The sequence below is a fragment of the Hyunsoonleella sp. J2K-J805 genome, from assembly GCF_057167125.1.
The window spans coordinates 2,472,058-2,491,320 of record NZ_CM169901.1; the positions used below are offsets into that span (position 1 = coordinate 2,472,058).

General features: G+C 34.9%; 17 protein-coding genes. 10 read left to right on the top strand and 7 right to left on the bottom strand.

The genetic code is table 11. From position 1 onward, the window contains the following. Positions 1 to 441: 441 nt before the first annotated feature. Both AC1B0Z_RS10985 and AC1B0Z_RS10990 read left to right on the top strand, forming a co-directional pair. Positions 442 to 1,302 carry a cupin-like domain-containing protein gene (locus AC1B0Z_RS10985; RefSeq protein ID WP_483792032.1) on the top strand — a complete coding sequence of 287 codons (861 nt, stop codon included), beginning with the start codon at positions 442 to 444 and terminating at the stop codon, positions 1,300 to 1,302. Positions 1,303 to 1,379: 77 nt separating this feature from the next. Continuing rightward, the gene (locus AC1B0Z_RS10990) at positions 1,380 to 1,871 is read left to right on the top strand and encodes a DUF6646 family protein (RefSeq protein ID WP_483792033.1); all 492 of its coding nucleotides are present in this window, start codon (positions 1,380 to 1,382) and stop codon (positions 1,869 to 1,871) included. 65 nt (positions 1,872 to 1,936) lie between these two features. Here the strand turns inward: AC1B0Z_RS10990 and AC1B0Z_RS10995 are convergent, their stop codons facing one another. Continuing rightward, positions 1,937 to 2,410 (bottom strand): regulatory protein RecX, encoded by a 474-nt coding sequence (locus AC1B0Z_RS10995; protein WP_483792034.1) that lies wholly within the window; start codon positions 2,408 to 2,410, stop codon positions 1,937 to 1,939. Positions 2,411 to 2,516: 106 nt separating this feature from the next. Here AC1B0Z_RS10995 and AC1B0Z_RS11000 point away from each other — a divergent pair, with 106 nt between their 5' ends. Then, the gene (locus AC1B0Z_RS11000) at positions 2,517 to 5,000 is read left to right on the top strand and encodes a T9SS type A sorting domain-containing protein (protein ID WP_483792035.1); all 2,484 of its coding nucleotides are present in this window, start codon (positions 2,517 to 2,519) and stop codon (positions 4,998 to 5,000) included. A 55-nt stretch (positions 5,001 to 5,055) separates the two neighbouring features. Here AC1B0Z_RS11000 and AC1B0Z_RS11005 read toward each other — a convergent pair whose 3' ends face one another. The 4 genes from AC1B0Z_RS11005 to gdhA form a co-directional block, all read right to left on the bottom strand. After that, the gene (locus AC1B0Z_RS11005) at positions 5,056 to 7,467 is read right to left on the bottom strand and encodes a TonB-dependent receptor (protein ID WP_483792036.1); all 2,412 of its coding nucleotides are present in this window, start codon (positions 7,465 to 7,467) and stop codon (positions 5,056 to 5,058) included. Between the two features lie 3 nt (positions 7,468 to 7,470). After that, positions 7,471 to 8,190, bottom strand: coding sequence for a DNA repair protein RecO (gene recO, locus AC1B0Z_RS11010; protein WP_483792037.1), 720 nt, complete (start codon positions 8,188 to 8,190; stop codon positions 7,471 to 7,473). Continuing rightward, entirely contained in the window at positions 8,190 to 10,529 is a 2,340-nt protein-coding gene (porZ, locus tag AC1B0Z_RS11015) for a type IX secretion system anionic LPS delivery protein PorZ (RefSeq protein ID WP_483792038.1), read from the bottom strand. The genes recO and porZ overlap by 1 nt, the downstream gene beginning before the upstream one ends. 120 nt (positions 10,530 to 10,649) lie before the next feature. Continuing rightward, complete coding sequence (gene gdhA, locus AC1B0Z_RS11020; protein WP_483792039.1) at positions 10,650 to 11,993, bottom strand: NADP-specific glutamate dehydrogenase; 1,344 nt, start codon at positions 11,991 to 11,993, stop codon at positions 10,650 to 10,652. A 193-nt stretch (positions 11,994 to 12,186) separates the two neighbouring features. On the opposite strand from gdhA, the gene AC1B0Z_RS11025 reads away from it, so the two are divergent. Then, positions 12,187 to 12,990 (top strand): THC0290_0291 family protein, encoded by an 804-nt coding sequence (locus tag AC1B0Z_RS11025; protein ID WP_483792040.1) that lies wholly within the window; start codon positions 12,187 to 12,189, stop codon positions 12,988 to 12,990. 11 nt (positions 12,991 to 13,001) lie between these two features. Continuing rightward, positions 13,002 to 13,727 (top strand): DUF3298 and DUF4163 domain-containing protein, encoded by a 726-nt coding sequence (locus tag AC1B0Z_RS11030; protein ID WP_483792041.1) that lies wholly within the window; start codon positions 13,002 to 13,004, stop codon positions 13,725 to 13,727. On the opposite strand, the gene AC1B0Z_RS11035 is transcribed toward AC1B0Z_RS11030, so the two are convergent. Then, positions 13,707 to 14,171 (bottom strand): DinB family protein, encoded by a 465-nt coding sequence (locus AC1B0Z_RS11035; RefSeq protein WP_483792042.1) that lies wholly within the window; start codon positions 14,169 to 14,171, stop codon positions 13,707 to 13,709. The two genes, AC1B0Z_RS11030 and AC1B0Z_RS11035, sit on opposite strands and share 21 nt — an antisense overlap. Positions 14,172 to 14,228: 57 nt before the next feature. Between AC1B0Z_RS11035 and AC1B0Z_RS11040 the strand changes: the two genes are divergently transcribed. Beyond that, on the top strand, positions 14,229 to 14,576 hold the full coding sequence (locus AC1B0Z_RS11040) for an arsenate reductase family protein (RefSeq protein WP_483792043.1): 348 nt from the start codon (positions 14,229 to 14,231) through the stop codon (positions 14,574 to 14,576). 76 nt (positions 14,577 to 14,652) lie between these two features. Here the strand turns inward: AC1B0Z_RS11040 and AC1B0Z_RS11045 are convergent, their stop codons facing one another. After that, positions 14,653 to 15,345, bottom strand: a complete 693-nt coding sequence (locus tag AC1B0Z_RS11045; RefSeq protein ID WP_483792044.1) for a hypothetical protein — start codon at positions 15,343 to 15,345, stop codon at positions 14,653 to 14,655. Between the two features lie 361 nt (positions 15,346 to 15,706). Here AC1B0Z_RS11045 and AC1B0Z_RS11050 point away from each other — a divergent pair, with 361 nt between their 5' ends. From AC1B0Z_RS11050 to AC1B0Z_RS11065, 4 genes are all read left to right on the top strand, one after another. After that, the gene (locus AC1B0Z_RS11050) at positions 15,707 to 15,859 is read left to right on the top strand and encodes a hypothetical protein (protein WP_483792045.1); all 153 of its coding nucleotides are present in this window, start codon (positions 15,707 to 15,709) and stop codon (positions 15,857 to 15,859) included. Between the two features lie 37 nt (positions 15,860 to 15,896). Continuing rightward, positions 15,897 to 17,579 (top strand): tetratricopeptide repeat-containing sensor histidine kinase, encoded by a 1,683-nt coding sequence (locus tag AC1B0Z_RS11055; RefSeq protein WP_483792046.1) that lies wholly within the window; start codon positions 15,897 to 15,899, stop codon positions 17,577 to 17,579. 2 nt (positions 17,580 to 17,581) lie between these two features. Further along, positions 17,582 to 18,247 (top strand): response regulator transcription factor, encoded by a 666-nt coding sequence (locus tag AC1B0Z_RS11060; protein ID WP_483792047.1) that lies wholly within the window; start codon positions 17,582 to 17,584, stop codon positions 18,245 to 18,247. Positions 18,248 to 18,498: 251 nt separating this feature from the next. Further along, a complete protein-coding gene (locus AC1B0Z_RS11065; protein ID WP_483792048.1) occupies positions 18,499 to 19,224 on the top strand; it encodes a hypothetical protein in 726 nt (241 codons plus the stop codon). The last annotated feature ends 39 nt before the right edge of the window (positions 19,225 to 19,263 follow it).

Consider the following 19,263-nt stretch of genomic DNA (forward strand, 5'->3'; position numbering starts at 1 on the left):
AGAACACAAATGTAGTCAATTAAATAGCTTAAAAAAATGACTTTTTTCACGAAAACGTTTGAATTAAAAAAAGAATTTTAAAAATGGAATTGCTTTGCCTGTTTGAAGTATTTATATCTTGATTTATTAGAAAAAAATAGTAAATATCCGCTAGAGTTAAACGAGCCCCTCCAAAAAAGCATCACCAAAACGATAAAACCCTACCTTGGCTAACAGACCCGCATTAGGGATTGTGCTTCGAGAACCTCAGCAACCAAAGTTTAAAGCCCATAGCAAACTCGCTGGAGCGAGTAAGGACTTGGAACGTAAAGCCTACCGGCAAGCCCAACCCGACCTTAGAAAGGTAACCTGCACGCGATAGCGCAGGTAGGCAGGCACCCAAAATACTATTTTACTTTTGGTAACGTTTTCTTAACTTTACGGCATCAAACTAAACAAACTTTGGCGTTAAATCTACAGGATATTCCGCGTGTAAAAACAATTTCGAAGGCGGATTTTTTAGAGCATTATTTTAAACCTCAAAAACCCGTGGTTATTGAACGTTTTATTGACGATTGGCCTGCTTATAATTCTTGGAATTTAGACTACTTTAAAACTATTGGCGGCGATTTAACAGTGCCGTTATATGATGACAGGCCAGTGGACTATAAAGATGGTTTTAACGAGCCGCATGCTAAAATGAAACTTGGCGACTACATAGATTTACTAAAGCGTGAACCTACGAAATACCGTATTTTTCTTTGGAATGCACTTAAGGAAATTCCCCAATTACAAAACGATTTTACATTTCCGGATTTTGGGTTGCGCCTCATGAAAGGTATCCCCATGCTATTTTTTGGCGGACGCGATTCGCATACCTTTATGCACTATGATATTGATTTGGCCAATATTTTTCATTTTCACTTTGAGGGGGAAAAAGAGTGTATTTTATTTGATCAAAAGCAAAACAAATATCTCTATAAAATTCCGCATTCGTTAATAACAAGAGAGGATATAGATTTTAATAATCCTGATTTTGAAAAATGGCCCATGCTTAAAAAAGCTAGAGGTTACAAAACCGAGCTTAACCATGGCGAAGTATTGTACATGCCAGAAGGCTATTGGCACTATATGCGTTATGTAACCCCTGGATTTTCCATGAGTTTGCGCGCTATTGCCAGAAACCCAAAAAACTTTGTTAAGGCCATATATAACGTTGTTATTATGCGCAGTTTTGATAATGTAATGCGCAGAATTAAAGGGCAAAAATGGATAGACTGGAAGAACGAACAAGCCATTGTACGTACCCATAAACATTTATAAAACCTTTGCTGTTTTAAAACTTGTAATATATTTGCACACTTATATTTAAATCTCAAATCGAAAAACACTTTTTTATTATGAAAAAATTTATTTTAATACTTGCAATTTTAAGTGTATCATTTATTGATGCACAGGCTTATATTGGTAAGAACGACAACAAATTTCAGGTTGGTTTAAACGCCCAAGATAATGGTACCGGTATTAATATCAGTTATGATTACGGTGTTGGAGATAACATTTCATTTGGTTTTACCTCAACGTACCTTTTAGGGGTTGAAAACGCTATTGATGCCGATTTTGGCGACCGTTTTGATGTTAGAGCACGTTTTAATGCCAACTTAGGAAACGTAATTAACGCTGGGGACAATTTTGATATTTATCCAGGTTTAAGTCTAGGTTTAAAGAATTTCGGTGGTCACCTTGGGGCACGTTATTTCTTTACGGATGGTTTTGGTATTTATACAGAATTGAATACGCCTTTGGCAAAATACAATTCAGATGCCTTAACCCCCGCTGAGATGCTTCACAACCAATTTACGGTAAATTTTGGAGCAAGTTTTAACTTATAGGTAAAACAAACAAAACATCAAAAAAAGCGGATCTAGTTTTACACTTTATCCGCTTTTTTATGGATTTACCCGAAAAGTTCTCTAGCCTTTTCGTACACCAAGTGCGTTTCCCAGCCTCTATATAGCAGATAATCGATTAATTTTCGCTTTTTTTTAAGCTTGCCGGTTTCTGTCATGGAATTTGCTTTTTTTTCGGCTAAATTATTGAAAACCTCGATGTACTCCGATTCTTCTATTTCTGCAAGTGCTTGATTTATATTAACTTTGCTAATGTCTTTTTGCTGCAATTCAGCAGTTAATCGGCGTCGGCCCCAAGCCTTAATTCTAAACTTACCACTAACATATGTTTTGGCGAACCGTGTTTCGTTAAGATAGTTATGCTGCAAAAGATGTACTATAATCACATCGATAGCCTCGGGTATCATGTGCATAGACTTTAGCTTTCGCCTAACTTCTTGATGACAACGTTCTTGATAGGCGCAATAGTGCTCTAGTTTTTTAGTAGCCTCTTGTACGGTATATGTTTTTTTGGTTTGCATTTTACAACATCAAAAATAACAATTGAAAATGATTAAAATAGTATAATTAATAGATCCAAATCTGCTATACTGCGTTTTTTATCGAAGTATGGTTTTAAAACTTAACATGATGAAAAAAATTACCTCAATATTACTATTGCTTTTAGCTTTTAGTTTTGGTTATGGGCAGACTATGCTGGCACAATTTGATTTTGAAAGTCCAGGCGGTTATACTACTTCTATTCCTGAATTTGTGACTATAGTTAATGTAAATAATAATGATTATTTTATTAGAACGGATGGCTCTGATATAATTAACGAAGATTTCTTAAACATACAAGGAAGTTATTACTTTACAACCCAGGATACAGACGGCCAAGGTGCGACCATTCCTGTTTTTTTAAATATTGATGATATTAACATAAGTGGATATACAAACTTAGAGTTTAGGGTTCATTTAGCTGAAGATGACGATGGGACCAATGAAGATTGGGACAATCTTGATTATGTTCATTTCAATTATGACATAGATAATTCGGGAAGTTTTGTAGAACTGTTATGGATTGAAGGAAGTGGCGGACCGAATACGGAGCCCTTATTGGATACTGATTTCAACGGTGTTGGGGATGGAACTGCTATTACTAACACTTTTTCTCAATTTACTCAAATAATATCTGGAACTGGATCATTGATTGACATACAGGTTGAGTTTAGATTAAATGGAGGTGAGGAAGATATAGCCATAGATAACATTGAAATTTGGGGAACATTAGCTCCTTGTAATCCTGCTGTTACATGGGACGGAACAACTTGGAGTAATGCTGGTGTAGGACCCGATTTAAGTACATCAGCCATAATAAATGGGGATTATAACACAACTACAGATGGAAGTTTTAGTGCTTGTACTTTAACTATAAATAACAACTCAACCTTAAATATTGATAATAATAATTTTATTGAAGTAGAAAATGAATTAACTGTAACGACTGGTTCATCAATTACGGTTCAACCTTACGGCGCTTTTGTTCAAAATAACGATGCCTCAGTAAATATCATTAATGGTGATATTACTGTTAATAAAAGAACTTCCCCTCTTAATGCATGGTACGAATATACCTATTGGAGTTCTCCTGTAGCTGGAGAAACGATAGGAAATGGATTATTTGAATCTCAGATATCCAGACGTTTCGTTTATAACGCTCAAAATTACTTGGATGCAACTGCAGAAACAAATAATAATGATGCGACATTACCTGGACAAGACGACATAGATGATAATGGTGATGACTGGCAATGGGTTGATGGAAGCGTAATAATGCAAGCTGGTGTTGGTTATGCTGCTACACACCAGGAATTTTTATTTAATGTATCTCCTGGTGCAGTACCCAAATCCTTTGTTTATTCCTTTGAAGGGCCTTTTAACAATGGTGTTATTGATGTTCCCGTTTACAGAAATGATTCAGAACTATTAGATAGTAACTGGAATTTAATCGGTAACCCATACCCATCAGCTATTGATGCTGACTTGTTTTTGGCGGCTAATAGTGCTATTGATGCGAGTGTTACAACTGCAACTGGTTCAACAATTGATGGTGCCATTTTTATGTGGTCTCAAAATACTGCGCCTTCGGAGACAGCAAACGGAAATGAAGGATTAAACTTCGCGGATGCTGATTACGCCATAATAAATGGAACAGGTCAAACGGCTGGTGGTGATGGTGTTATTCCTAACAGATTTATTCCTTCTGGGCAAGCCTTTTTTGTATCAATGGATAATACTGCTACAGCAACATTAGTTTCTGGGAATATTTTCACAGCAGATGTTTCTTTTAATAATTCAATGAGAGTTTTTGGAGCTACTGATAACAGTCAATTTTTTAAAAGCGACGCGTCAAAAAACACATCAAATACGTTTAACAAGTTGTGGATTAATCTTAACTCAGATAATGGTGTTTACAACCAAACACTTATAGGTTACATAGATAATGCTACCGATAACTATGACGGTATGTATTATGATGCCTTAAAAAATTTATCGAGCAATACAAGTGCAGCATTATATTCTTTAATAGAAAATCCGGATAAGAAATTTGCAATTCAAGGTAAAGCAAGTAATAGCTTAAATACGGATGAGATAGTTAAATTAGGCTTTAAGACCTATATTGATGTTCCTACAAACTACACTTTATCTATAGCACAATTAGAAGGCGACTTTCTATCAAATAACAATGTGTATTTAAAAGACAACTTAACAAGTACCATCCATAATTTATCTGATAGCGATTACAACTTTACATCTGAAGTTGGGGAATTTAATGACCGCTTTGAAATTGCGTTTAGTGCCGCTGCTTTATCTAGCGAAGATTTTGAATCTCAAGAAAACACCATTAAAATTGTGCAGCAAGATGACAGTAACATTAAGTTTTCTACTGAAACCTCTACGTTTAAGTCTATTGAAATATTTGATCTTTTGGGACGATCACTATATCAATTAAAAGGTGTAAGCAATAACGAATCTTATAATTTAAGTACCTTAAAAGGTTCTGTTTATATTGCCAACATTGCGTTAGCAAACGGAACTGCAATAAGCAAGAAATTTATAAAGAAATAAAGTTTTTACTGAAACAATATTAGTGTACGCCATTCAAATTTGAATGGCGTATTTTTTATAGACTATATTTTAAAGCAAAAACTAGATTTCGCCCTGGTGCTGCTATCCCTGATGAATATGGTCTATAGCGTTGGTCTGTAATATTTTCTAAAGCTGCTGTAATCGTAGTATTGGCATTCACTTTATATTGCCCTCGAAAATTCAGTGTATACCATGATGGCGAGTATGGATTGCCATTTTCATCCGCTGCATAAATAAAATCCTTTTCAATTTCGGAAGGTGCCAATTCATTAAAAGATAATTCTCCGTTATAAATAGCGAAAGCATCAATAATTAAACTTTTATGTTTCCAAACTAAATGCGTATTACCAAAACTTGGTGCCACATGACGTATAGGCACTTCAATATTATCGTTTTCTTCAGTACCTCCTATCACACTGTACTGGGATGTTAAGCTCAAGGCTTCGTTAAACTTCATTTTTAACCCTACTTCAAAACCATAAATCCATGCTTTTGATGCATTTTGTATGGCCTGTACATTACTTAATTCACCATCGTATAGTATTTCTGGTTCGCCATTTAGCGTGTAATCTCGTCTCACCAAAGCATTGTCCAAATACGTATAATAAGTACTTACATCAAGTACTAATTTTTTTTCGAAATCTAGTTTTAGGCCTACTTCGCCTCCATAAGCGTACTCAGGGCGTAATAATTCATTAGGCACTACTACCGAACCTGGTTCAGAATCAAAAACCTTTCCAATATCATCAATATTTGGTGCCCTAAATGCTGATGCTGCGTTTAATTTCCACTGCATGGTTTGGTTTGGCGACCATGTTAAACCTGCTGTTCCTGTAAGTGCACCTGCTGTATTTTTTGAACTCTGGAAGGGAAGGTTTAAAAATGTATTGTTCTCTGTAAAATCCGCTTCAGAAGATACATGGTTGAATCGCAATCCGGATTGAAACACAAATCTAGTATTTGGTTTATATTTTAAACTGGTGTATGCCGCTGCAGATGCCCATGTTGCGCCGTTTGGATATCTGGATATGGTGTTGGATATATTACCTGTAGTAATATTTTCAGTAGTTCCATTAGAAGACACTTTGTTAAATACATATTCTATACCGTAGAACATTCGTGTTTTTTCACTCAGTCTTTTTTCAAAATCCACATTAAAGGAATAGGCGTCAACAGCCTCTTCCCGTCGTCGTCTTTCAACTGCCTGAAAGTCTCTATCTAATCTACTTTCCTTAAAATTTTGGTAGGCAACCGTTGCTTTTATCTTATCATATAAATTGGAGCCACTGCTAAGTCTTGTTACTTGCAGATTGGACATAAACCATTGTTGTGGGCCATAATTCCATTCAGCAGAACGTAAATCTTCCCCTCTATAACGAAGCAATCTGTCGTATCTTGGAATATCAGATGAATTTGAAAAATGCAACCCTAAATCAAAACTCAAATTCTTGTAAGGCTTAAAGCTTACTTTTTGCATGAGATTTAGCTGGTTATAACCAGAAAATTTTTGAACTCTAGAATCGGGGTTTTGTACGATGGCGTCAATACCATTTTCGGAAATCGCAAACTCTTTCCTTAAATAATCGTCCGGTCCATGAGAACCCATTTTTAAGTCATTAAAATCCGTGAAAGTGGCGCTGGTTAAAAAACCCCATTTTTTATATCCCAGATTTAGATTTAAATGTCCCGTTTTTTCATCACTAGCAGAGGCGTACCTAACTAAAGTATTAGCTTTTACCAATAAAGAATCTGTGAAAGACAGTTGTGGTGTTTTAGTATAAAAGCTCATAACACCTCCTATAGCATCGCTCCCATAAATAACAGAGCCAGAACCCAGAGTAATTTCAGTGCTTTGAATAGATAAAGGGTCTACGGCAATAACGTTATGTACATTACCTCCTCTAAAAATGGCATTATTCATTCTAACACCATCTACTGTAATTAATAAGCGGTTTGTAGAAAAACCTCTAATCATTGGGCTACCTCCACCTAATTGACTTTTCTGTACAAATACAGAACCTGTATTTTGGAGTGCGTCAGCAGTGGTTTGCGGATTTGAAAATTCTATAATTTCAGCGTTACTATTCACAATTTTTTGTGGAATATCTCTCTTATGCTGCTCAAATTTTGAGGCCGAAACCACAATTTCTTTTAATCCCTGAGTATTCGCGTCCAGATATACAATCTTGGTCTTTAAAACTTCTCTTTTCGTGGAAATTTTAGTGATGTGAGATAAGTGCTGAAAATAAAGGGTGTCCGACAGCGCAAATTTCTCTAGGTTAGCAACACCTTTAAAATTGGTAATAACGCTTTTTGTTTTGTTTGCATCGAAAATAGCTACACCAAAAATAGGCTCTTCGGTAATTGTGTTTAGTACTTTTATGTTTTGTGCGCCTACTGCTTTAAAGAGCAGCAAAAACAACAAAAGCATATAATAGGGTTTCATTTTTTAACTAAAAACTTGATTAAAAACTTGTAGTGACTTTGGGGTTCTAAAATTGCCCAAATGTAGTCTAAAATAAAGCAAAATCATATTTAAAAATGATTGTCTTTTTTGTGCATTCATCTTAATAGTATACAATGCATCAAATTTTATACCTAACAGGTCTTTTAAAAGTATTAAATTTTCTCCTGAAACACTGTGCTTTCCTTCTTCTTTTGCTTGGAAGCTGCCGTCTTCCAAATTGAAAAAATCCTTGTTAATATTTGAAGTATCTGGATAAAACCCTAAATATTTTGTGAGTTTTAATAGGAATAATAGATGAAAATTAGCGTATTCATTTTCAGTATCAAACCATAACAATGTCGTTTCTAAATAGCTGTAAAGTGCTTCATTTTTTTCTTCTTCCTGTAGTGCTATCGTTAATATTTCTGATAAAAATAATACTATTGCACTTTTAAGTATGTGAGAATGTAAACTTGTGTACGGGTTATTAATCCTTACTTCTTTTACGGTGTAAAGTGAGCGTGTTTTGGTATAGTTAAAAACAAGCTGTATTTGAGATAGCGCCTGAAAATATGCTGCTTTTTTGCTGGTTTTCTTTGATTTTAAAATTCCGTTAAGAACAAACCCTACAACACCGTGTTCTTGCGTATAGCACTTTACAATTAAGTCGTTGTCACGATATTTTAACTTTGATAATACAATGGCATTTGTAGTGCTTAACATTACCTTACTACCATTAATTTAAGCACCTTGGTTTCAAAACTATCCAAATCTGCAAGCATTATAAGGTAAACACCAGAGGCTACAATATTATTTGCTAAGTTTTTACCGTTCCAATAGGCAATACCTCCATCAATTTCTAAGTTAAAACCGTTGTACCTTTGATTTATTCTTGATTGTGCCTCCGCCACTAAGTTTCCTTCAATGTCTGTAATTTTAATATTTACATTTTGGGGGAGGTCTGTTATTTTAACTTTCTCCTCAACTATATTAAACCCGGGCCTTACGGGATTGGGATAAGCGTGAGATTCTGTAAAGTCTTCAGTAGTAGAAGCGCTTCCAGTCTTAAAAGAAACTAATCCTTTTTCAGTAGCGATATAAAGTATACCGTTAGATTCATCCAAAGACAAGTCTGAAATATTATCTGAGGGCAAAGGCGAGTCATCTTTCGTGAAATGGAAGATTGTTTGCTGGCCATCAGAAGAAAAATAAAATAATCCAGAGCCTATGGTACCTATCCATTTGTTGTTTGAGCCGTCAACAACTATTTTTGAAATAAATTGTTGGAAGAGAAGTTCTTTTGCGATGCCATCCTCCTCTATTATTATTTCGGAAGCTTGCGCATTCTCATTTTCAAAAAAGTTAGAAGTATTAAATAAAACCCTCAAGCCTCTTTGGGTTCCTATCCATAATTGTGATCTTCTATCTAGGGCCAAAGCCGTAACAAATTTAGATGGCATATTCTCATCGTCCTCGCTCAAATTTTTAATCTTCGGAGCACCACCTTCTTCATTAAACCCGATGCATCCAAAAGATTCACTAGCAATCCACTTTGTGCCGTCTCTACCAATAACCATGTCTCGAAATCCAGCGTTGTTGGCATCATTCGATATTATTTCATCAAAGGTGTAAGATCTCCATGTACTGCTAGAAATATTAAATGATTTTAGCGGTCTATTTATTCTACTAGTAACAGACCATAATAATCCCTCTTCATCAAACTCTAATGGCCCAACTCTAATATCTATATAGTTTGGATCAGGTGTTATTAATGACTCTAAATCACTATTAGTGGTATTGTATAGTATGGAGGGTATATTATTTTCCAACTCCAACATGCCACTAAAAAAAGAACTTATAAAAACTTGATTGGTGTTAAAAGGATTTACGGCAATACTGTTGAGGCATTTGGCCTCAAAAAGATTTGCATAGGGCGTGTTTTGCCATACACTTCCATCATATAAACTAAACCCACGATTATCTAAAGGGTAAGGATTAAGAAACAAAGTGTAATCGCCAAAGGTAACCCATAACTTATTTGAAAAAGCTTTTAATGAAAACGGGGCGTTTAATAAGGGGCCATCTGGATGTATTTCCTCAAAGTTCGTCGTATTAGAGACTGAAGTTTTTAGTATCCCAAAATCTGTTGTGCCAATATAAATAGTATCTACATCCAATACTGCAGATGTATATTTTGTATCAAAGTTTTCGTTAATCTCTATTTGCGCCATTAAATTGAAATCTTCATCATAAATAAAGACATTAGTGTCAGTAACTACCACAAGATTGTCGCTCTCCTTCCTTATTTGCAGAGGCATACTATCATACCTAAAACGATTTATAATGCTGCTATCATTAACTTCATAAATTATTTGGTTGCTCCCTGTTGTATACAGTTTATTTGTTAAAGCTTCGATCCCTAAAAAATCACCGTTAACTACTACTTCCCAATTTTGAAAATCAATTAAATTTACATTTTCGACACTTGCTCTTCTAATACCACCGTTTCTGCATGCTGCATAAATATAATTATTAAAAATTGCGGTTTGCCCAACACGCAACTGACTGCCTTGGTCTCCAATAAAATAGGTGTCTCCAAATTCAAGACGTTCCAAATCAAAAACAGAGATACCAAAATCTGTAGCTATGTAAACGAAATCGTTAAAAATATTGAAGTGATTTATGCCCTTGCTAGACGGAGGTATTGTTACTTTGTTAAGAATATCTACAACTGTTAAAATATCGGTTGAGTTATCCTGAACGACTTCCATCAATCCACTCTCATAACCTATTAACAATAACCTGTAAGCTTCACTATAAGTTAATGTTGATATGGCATCGCCTGATAATCCATTAACCGTGGTAATTTCTTCTATTTCTTGAGTTGCGGAGTCATAAATAAACACGGCATTTTCCGAAGCAGTATAAATTTTTGAACCGCTTATGGCTGTATCTACAATATTAAAATAGGAAAAATGCCCCTCCCATAAAGCTGAAAAATTTTGGGCGAACTGCAAAAAAGGGAATACTAAAATTAATGCAATTAAAAACTTTTTAAACATAGCAATAGTTCTGCTTTCAAATATATTTATAAGTAACGAGTTTTCCCTTAAAATAATATACTTATACAAAAAAAGCTTCCTGTAATAAGGAAGCTTTTCTATTTTAACTTAAACAATAGACTAAACCACACCTTGTGCAAGCATCGCATCAGCTACTTTTACAAATCCTGCAATATTTGCGCCTTTTACATAATCTATATAGCCGTTTTCATCTTTACCATAGTCGGTGCAAGATTGATGAATATCAGCCATAATTTCCTTAAGTTTTTTATCTACTTCTTCTCTAGTCCACTTATATCGTAACGAATTTTGTGTCATCTCTAGTCCTGATGTTGCAACACCACCTGCATTTGATGCTTTTCCTGGTGCAAACAAAATTTTGGCTTCTTGAAACTCAGTAATGGCATCTTTTGTAGAGGGCATATTAGCTCCTTCGCTAACACACATACAGCCATTTTTTAATAAGGCTTTAGCATCATCACCGTCCAATTCGTTTTGCGTGGCACATGGTAAGGCTATATCACAGGTTTCGTTCCAAGGCGTTTTTCCCTTATGAAATTTTGCATTTGGATATTCTTCTGCGTATTCACTAATACGTCCTCGCTTTTCGTTTTTAAGCTTCATTACAAACTTAAGCTTCTCTTCGTCTATACCATCTTCATCATATACATATCCAGATGAATCAGATAAGGTTACCACTTTAGCACCAAGCTGAATGGATTTTTCGGCAGCATATTGTGCAACATTACCAGCACCAGAAATTACTACAGTTTTTCCTTCAAAGCTATCGTCTTTAGTTTTTAACATACTTTCGGCAAAATAAACCGTTCCATAACCTGTGGCTTCTGGTCTAATTAATGAACCTCCCCATGTTAACCCTTTTCCTGTTAAAACACCTGTAAACTCGTTTCTTAACTTTCTATATTTACCAAATAGAAAACCTATTTCTCTTTGCCCAACACCTATATCGCCAGCAGGTATATCAGTATTTGGACCAATATGCCTGAACAGTTCACTCATAAATGCATGACAGAATCTCATAATTTCGTTATCACTCTTTCCCTTCGGATCAAAATCGCTTCCACCTTTACCACCGCCCATTGGCAATGTTGTTAGGCTATTTTTAAACACCTGTTCAAACGCTAAAAACTTTAAAATACTAGCATTTACTGTGGGGTGAAAACGTAAACCTCCTTTATACGGGCCAATAGCAGAATTCATTTGAATACGATAACCTCTATTCACTTGAATCTCTCCATCATCGTCAACCCAACACACTCTAAATGAAATCAAGCGTTCTGGTTCTACCATACGAAGCAGAACGTTTTTTCCATAATAAATATCATGCTGGACGATATATGGAATTACAGTTTCGGCAACCTCTTCAACTGCCTGTAAAAACTCTGGTTCATGGCCATTACGCTCTTTCACCATATCCATAAATTCTGCAATTATGTCTTTCATAGATTAAAAAATGTTTAAATTTTAATGAATATATAATTTTGAAGCACAAAGATACGTTATCTTTAAAAATAATATGTTTTTTTTTAATTTTCCGCAATATCAATTAAAAGCCAAATGCACTTCGTCAGAATAATTTGGTAGTTCATCGGCTTTTTATATATTTGTTGCGTTAACGCCTCGAAAATAAAATATTATGACGCTTAACTTAAAACGTTTAGCTCTTACTCTCTGTGTGTTTGCTTTTTGCCAAACATCGCAAGCCCAATTAGGCTTTTCTCACGAAATTGGCGTTATAACAGGTCCTGTGCAATTTAGATCGGATTTTGGTAGTCGTGATGACGAACGCACCAATTTTGGTAATTCCGGCATAGGTATAGGACTCGTTCATTATATAAATTTCTCCTACAGAGCTGATTGTAATTGCTACACTACTGATACGTACTTTAATGATCATTTTAAGTTAAGAAATGAAATTTCTTGGAATAAAACAAAATTAGAGCATTTTGGTAGGTGGGTTCAACCCGACAGAACAAGTGATAACGCCGATAGACTAAGAGGACATACTGGATATGCAAAAAATTTAGATATAGGTACGCAATTAGAATTTTTCCCATTGAGTATTCGCTCTTTTCAAGCATACGGCTATCGCATAGCGCCATTTGTAAGTCTTGGTGTGCACTACACATCTTTTAATCCAGAGGTAATAACTACTTATGATAACGGTACTAATGATGTTGGAAACATCGGAGACCCAAATAATTTTTATTCAGTATGGGCTCCTGGATCAGTTGATCCTGCGCCTGGAAGTACCTGGTCTATGGTAACTAGCGCCGGTTTTAGGTATAAAATTGGGCCGCTTTCAGATCTTATGCTCGATTTAAGATGGCAATATTACTTTGACGATTGGGTAGATGGTTTAAATCATGACTTGGTTTATAACAAGAATAACGATTGGTTGCTCTGGCTAAACATTGGTTATATTTACTACCTAGATTAAAATTATCGCTTTTGGCCAAAAGAACCTTTTTACTTTTTTTGTGCATTCTTTTAGTTGTTTCCTGTAAAAAAGAAGAGGCAAAACTATCTTTTACTGAAGTTCAAATCACTACAAAAAATAATGATTTAGCAGAGGTTTTTATTCCCAAAGCTGATGGTAATAAAACTGTTAGTGATGCTATAAATTCTAAAATTGAAAATACGGTTGCCACCTTTCTTTCCATAGGTGAACCTTCAAAAACAAATGATAAAACACTGTCTGTTACCGAAAAAATAGATATGTTTAATCAGGAATATAAAAGTTTTGTGAAGGACTTCCCAGACACAGTGCAACATTGGGAAGCACAAATAGATGGCGAAGTTATTTTTCAATCAAACGACATTATTAGTATTTCCATTACCTCCTATATAAATACTGGTGGGGCACACGGCAACACAACCATTTCATTTTTAAATTTTGATACAACATCTGGCAAACAAATAACTAACGAAGCGCTTTTTACTGATATAAAAACTTTCGAAAACTTAGCAAAACCATTTTTTGATGCCGAGGTAACCGATAAAACTGTACTTTTTGAGCCAGATGCCTTTAATCTCCCAACAAATATTGGTTTTTCTGAAGAAGGCGTTATTTTACTTTACAATCCCTATGAAATTGCGCCTTATGCAACAGGAATTATTGAATTTACAGTCCCGTTTGAGAAAGCCAAGGACTATTTAACCTTTAATAGCTTTTAAAAGTGCTAGCACATAACCATAGTGCAAACCTTCATGTATTGCTATAAATTCTAAAGCTTCATCAATATTGTTTAGTGTATTTCCCGTAGTAGAAACAGTGTACGCATTATAGATCTCAAATACATCATTGTAATAATCCTCTTTTGTTTTTTCTAAAGTTGAAGACAAAAGTCCTTTTATCTCATCAACTTCAGTCTGCGATACAACTCCATTAGGTTTAGTGCCTTTTCTGTACTTGTTAATCATTTCATCTGATAGAGAAGATTCTAAACCAGATAATTTATAAGCTAAAAGCTGCTCTGAAACCACAGCATGGGCAATATTCCAAATAATATTGTTGTTGAATCCTTTAGGTATCTTATTTAGGTCTTCAATACTGTTTTTTTCTATAATTTTTTTAAGAATTCCTCTTGTATTTTCCAAAACTTGAAACGTAAACTCCATATTGTTTAAATTTTTGATAAATATAGTTTTAATTTGTTTTTTGAAACCGATGAAACGATGAAAAAAGTATATTACCTTAAAACTTGCAGCACCTGTACCAGAATTTTAAAAGAACTCAATCTATCTGATGAATTTGTATTGCAGGATATAAAAAGTGAACCGATAACCGCTAACCAAATTGAAGAAATGCAAGCCCTGTCTGGAAGCTACGAATCCCTTTTCAGTAAGCGCGCCCAACTCTACAAGAAAATGGATTTAAAAAACCAAAACCTTACCGAAAAAGATTTTAAGCACTATATACTAGAGCATTACACGTTTTTAAGCAGACCAGTAATCATTATTGAAGATGAAATTTTTATTGGGAATTCCAAAAAAACTGTTGAGGCAATAAAATGTGCCTTATAGCAAAACCTGCCTCTGCACATTAACGAATTAAGGCTGTTACTGTAATTGCTGGCATTAAGCTGAAGAACACACATTATCAATACGTTTTACAAATATGTTTTTTTATCATATACAAAGTAATAGGATTTAAGGTTTTTCCAGTTTCAGGATGTAACCCCAACGCCGTAAAATATTCCAGTTCTTTCTTGCTGTTTTTTCCGTACCAAACTTTCACCTCCCCATCGGGCCCAAAAAACTCTGTATTGCAGTCAACTTCAATTTTCTTAAAGTATTTAATCCGCTTAATATTAAACAACTTTAACTGCCCTAAGTTGTATTTTTCTGCATCAAACTTCACTTCTACATATTGGTTTTCTTCCCAGACCATCCACCGCTGTTTGCTTATTGAATAATAAACGGCAAACCCAATAAGCAATATACCCGCAACAATAATTGCAACCTTGTTTTGCTTTAAAAAATTAAATATAGGATGTTTTGCTCCAGTTTTAGCTATGGTTTCTATGGCCCTGTTTTCATTGGCAAAGGCAACATAATTTGCATACCCTAGGTAACGACTTAGGGCATCTGTTACAAAAGATTTTAGTTCAATTTTGGTGTCAGGGTTTTTCTTTAGCCTATTATAATTTATCACTAATATTTTTTCCCCATACTGTTGCTTGCAATCTTCAAAAATCACATCAGATAGTTTTCTTGCTATCCTTACTTTTTTGGTAGATCCTATGTCTTCCCCTGCCTTTTCAAAAGCCTTTATTAATAATACATTATGCATGTAATTCTTGGTTTGGGTTAATTTGAATCTAAGGCTTTTTTAAGGTAAAACCATCGAAACTATATTCCATAAAATTTCCATGAGTTTTCCCCAAGATTTCCACAGCCTACTTCTAAATCTTATTTCATTTGTACCACAATTAAATGCCTTCTCGTAATAAGGCTTACGAGTTTTTAATTAGGAGCAACTTAGTAAAGCACTAAAATCTCTGGGAAGTGTTTTATGGCTTTACTTCTCGTGCTCCATACTTCCCGAAAAGAGACGTCTCTTAAAACTCATCGTGTGTTGCACTGTGCAGTAATGCATTCCGAGAAAACATCTCGGACGGCAACACTATTGTCTAATTTTTAATTACAGTAAAATGAAAAAATTATTTTTAATACTATTTACGGTTTTCCTCAATGTTGCGCTTTTTTCCTGCGCTCCAGAAAGTATTACCGATAGTTCAGATCCCCAAGCATGTTGTGGAGACGATATACCCATAACACCGCCACCTCCTCCAACAGAGGATTAATACTACAAAAACTAAAAATAGTTAGTATTTTTGAGGAATGAAAACCATAAAGAATTCATTCCTCTTTTTTTGTGTGGCACTCACAAACTTAATGTGCGTACTTAGTTTGGCATCCCAACCAAGCAAGGACAGTATATCGTTCTATTACAAATCCATCACCAAAATAACAGATGTAGAGAGTACAATAAAAGCATTCGATTTTTTCGAGAAAAAAACTGCACAGGCCCTATTAGAAAACGACACCATTAAAGCCGCTTATTATTCGGAATTAATTACGCTTGGGCAATTTAAAATGGGATTTCTATACGAAAGCGAATCTACGGCCATTAAAATCTTGTCCCTTTTAGATGCCGTAAAAAACAACCCCAAGACCATTGCCCCTAGGCGGCGGTTACTAAACCAATTGGGAATGCTGTATAGAAAACTAGAAGACTATAGCAATTCCAACAGGTTTTACCTAGAAGCGTTAGCACTGAACAATAATGACTTATCCACCCGATTGGCAATAACGAACAACATAGCAAACAATTTTGCCGACCAAGGTTTTTTTAACAAGGCCACTAACGAACTGGACAAATATTACAATAATGTTCTAGATTTAGAAAACTCTAGTACAAAGGCTACCTATTTAGATAACATAGGGTATTACCAATCTAAAATCAATAATCCAAGTGCTTTAAAAAACATGCGGCACGCCTTAAAAATAAGGCAAAACATAAAAGATTTAACTGGGCTTTTCTCTAGCTACCGCCATTTATCTTTATACTATTCTGACAGGGGGAACAAAAAAGAAGCATTAAAGTATTCCCAAAAAGCAAAGGTAATATCAGATACTTTAAACAGCCCTATTTTTCAACGAGAGGCACTTACATTGGGTTTAAGTCTAGAAAAAAATCCACATTTCGAAAGGTATATAGATTTAAACCATGCTATCGAAAAAGAAAATCTATCAAGAGAAAACAAATTTGCCGCCATTAAGTATAACATTAATGAGAAAGACAACATCATCAATGAAAACAAATTGAAGATTAAGGCTGGCGAACTTCAAAAGGAAAAACAGAAAAAACTAAAATTAATTTACCTCTTTTCAGGCCTGTTTGTATTAACGGCATCCATTTTTCTGTTACTGTTCTTTAGATTGAAGCACAAAAAGGAAAAAATAAAACAAGTACACAATACCGAAAAACGCATCTCGAAAAAAGTACATGATGAAGTGGCCAACGATTTGTACCAAGTAATGACAAAACTACAGTTTAAAAATAGGGTAAATACCGATGTTTTGGACGATTTAGAAGACATTTACAATAAAACAAGAGATATATCTAAAGAAAACAGCCCTATTAATGTTACTGCAAACTATAGCGAATTGTTGCAAGATTTACTATGGAGCTATAAAACATCCTCCATCACCCTGATAGCACGAAATATTTCAAAAATAAATTGGAATACTGTTTCAGACCTAAAAAAAACCATTCTTTACAGAGTGCTTCAAGAACTTATGACGAATATGCGAAAACACAGTAACGCTACCATGGTGGCCCTATTGTTTCACCAAGACAAAAATAAAATTGTATTGGAGTATAAGGATAATGGCCAGGGCTGTAACCTAAAAAAGAACACAGGACTGCACAATACGGAAAACCGTATAGCTTCTGTAAACGGAACGATTACTTTTGAATCTCAACCCAACAAAGGATTTAAGGTGAAAATTAAAATATAGGCATGTTTACAAAGGTTTTAGTGTGCGAAGACATGGACGATATCAATAAAGGCGTGTATACTGCGCTTCGCGAATTGGGTATTGCCGAAATACACCAAGTACAATATTGCGATGATGCGTATTTAAAAATTAAAAAAAACCTTTTAGATAATGCACCCTACCAATTGCTTATTACCGATTTATCTTTTGCCGTAGACCACCGTAAACAACGTTTTGCTTCTGGCGAAGATTTAGTAAAAACACTTAAGGCACAATACCCAAAACTTAAAATTATAGTGTACTCTGTTGAAGACCGCCTTCAAAAAGTTAGGTTGCTCATAAACACCTATGCCGCAGATGCATTTGTTTGCAAAAGCAGAAGAAGTTTAGGCGAGCTACGAGAAGCCATTGCAGCCGTTTTTAAAAACGAAATGTATTTATCCCCGCAAATATCACAAGCTTTAAGTAATAAGGCCGATTTAGAAATAAGCGATTATGATGTTGCGCTTATAAAACACCTGTCCAACGGTTTATCGCAAGAAGATATAAGTAGCCTTTTAAAACAAAATAATATATCACCAAACAGCTTAAGTTCTATTGAAAAACGTTTGAGCAAACTGCGCATACAATTTAAAGCCGCCAATGCCATACACCTTGTAGCCATAGCAAAAGACTTAGGGCTTGTATAATAAAGTTCTAGCTGCGTAAATAGTTTTATTAAATTACGGAATCCCGTAACGCTACCAAGATCATTCTCCATAATTTTGTATAGCTATTAATAATTATCATATCGATGATTAGGGAATTGCACGCCTTTTTATGGGGCGTGCTTTTTTTGTCAGAATTATTTTAAGTCCTTACGGAATTCCGTAAGGAAATACTTTTTAACCCTCCTATTTTTATAACTAACTAAAGATTAACCTTTTTTAAAAACTTTTTTATGAGAAAGCTATTTCTGCTTTTAGTTATTATTACCTATTTAATCCCCAACCAAATAAACGCTCAAAAGGATGGTGCCGCAGTCGCCGCAGTCGCTGGCGGATTAATGGCAATTGGCGCAGGTATTGCCGCAGTAGAACAAATGAAGGAACAAGCTGAATTAACTGCAACACAATGGGTATTGGCCAACCAACCAGAAATGACAAGTTTTTCTTTAAAAACACTTGCTTTTGATGGAAAAAAACTCAAAGACATGTCCTCGGCCTCGGTAATTACTTTTAAACTTCAAGAGTTTACCCCAGCTGATAATCCCGAGCTAGATGGAAAAAAACAAGTACTCTTTGGCTTTACCAGTCATGGGTGGATAAATGAATACGGCATTAATTTCGAAAAAGTAAAATGGTACTTGATTGACGATATAGAATGGATGAATATGATGGTAGCTTATGTAAAAGTAGCATCTAAAGAAAAAGATGGCTCTACATTAAAGAGTACTTTACTTGAAGGCAAAGTGGTAAACAAAGGTGTGAAAATAAAGAGCAAATTGGTTATCCCTTTTTTCAAGTTATCAGGAGACATGTATGTGGTTACCGACTATTCTTCAGATATGAAACTACTTTACAACGAAAGATCACTTGGTATATTCTTAAAAGAAACCAAAGACCTAGTACAAATTGGTAGGGGTGATATTATAGATATTCACGAATTCTTTTTTGGCGAAAATTAAAATGTGCCTTATCTCTTTTGGGTAAAACCATTTTAAGAA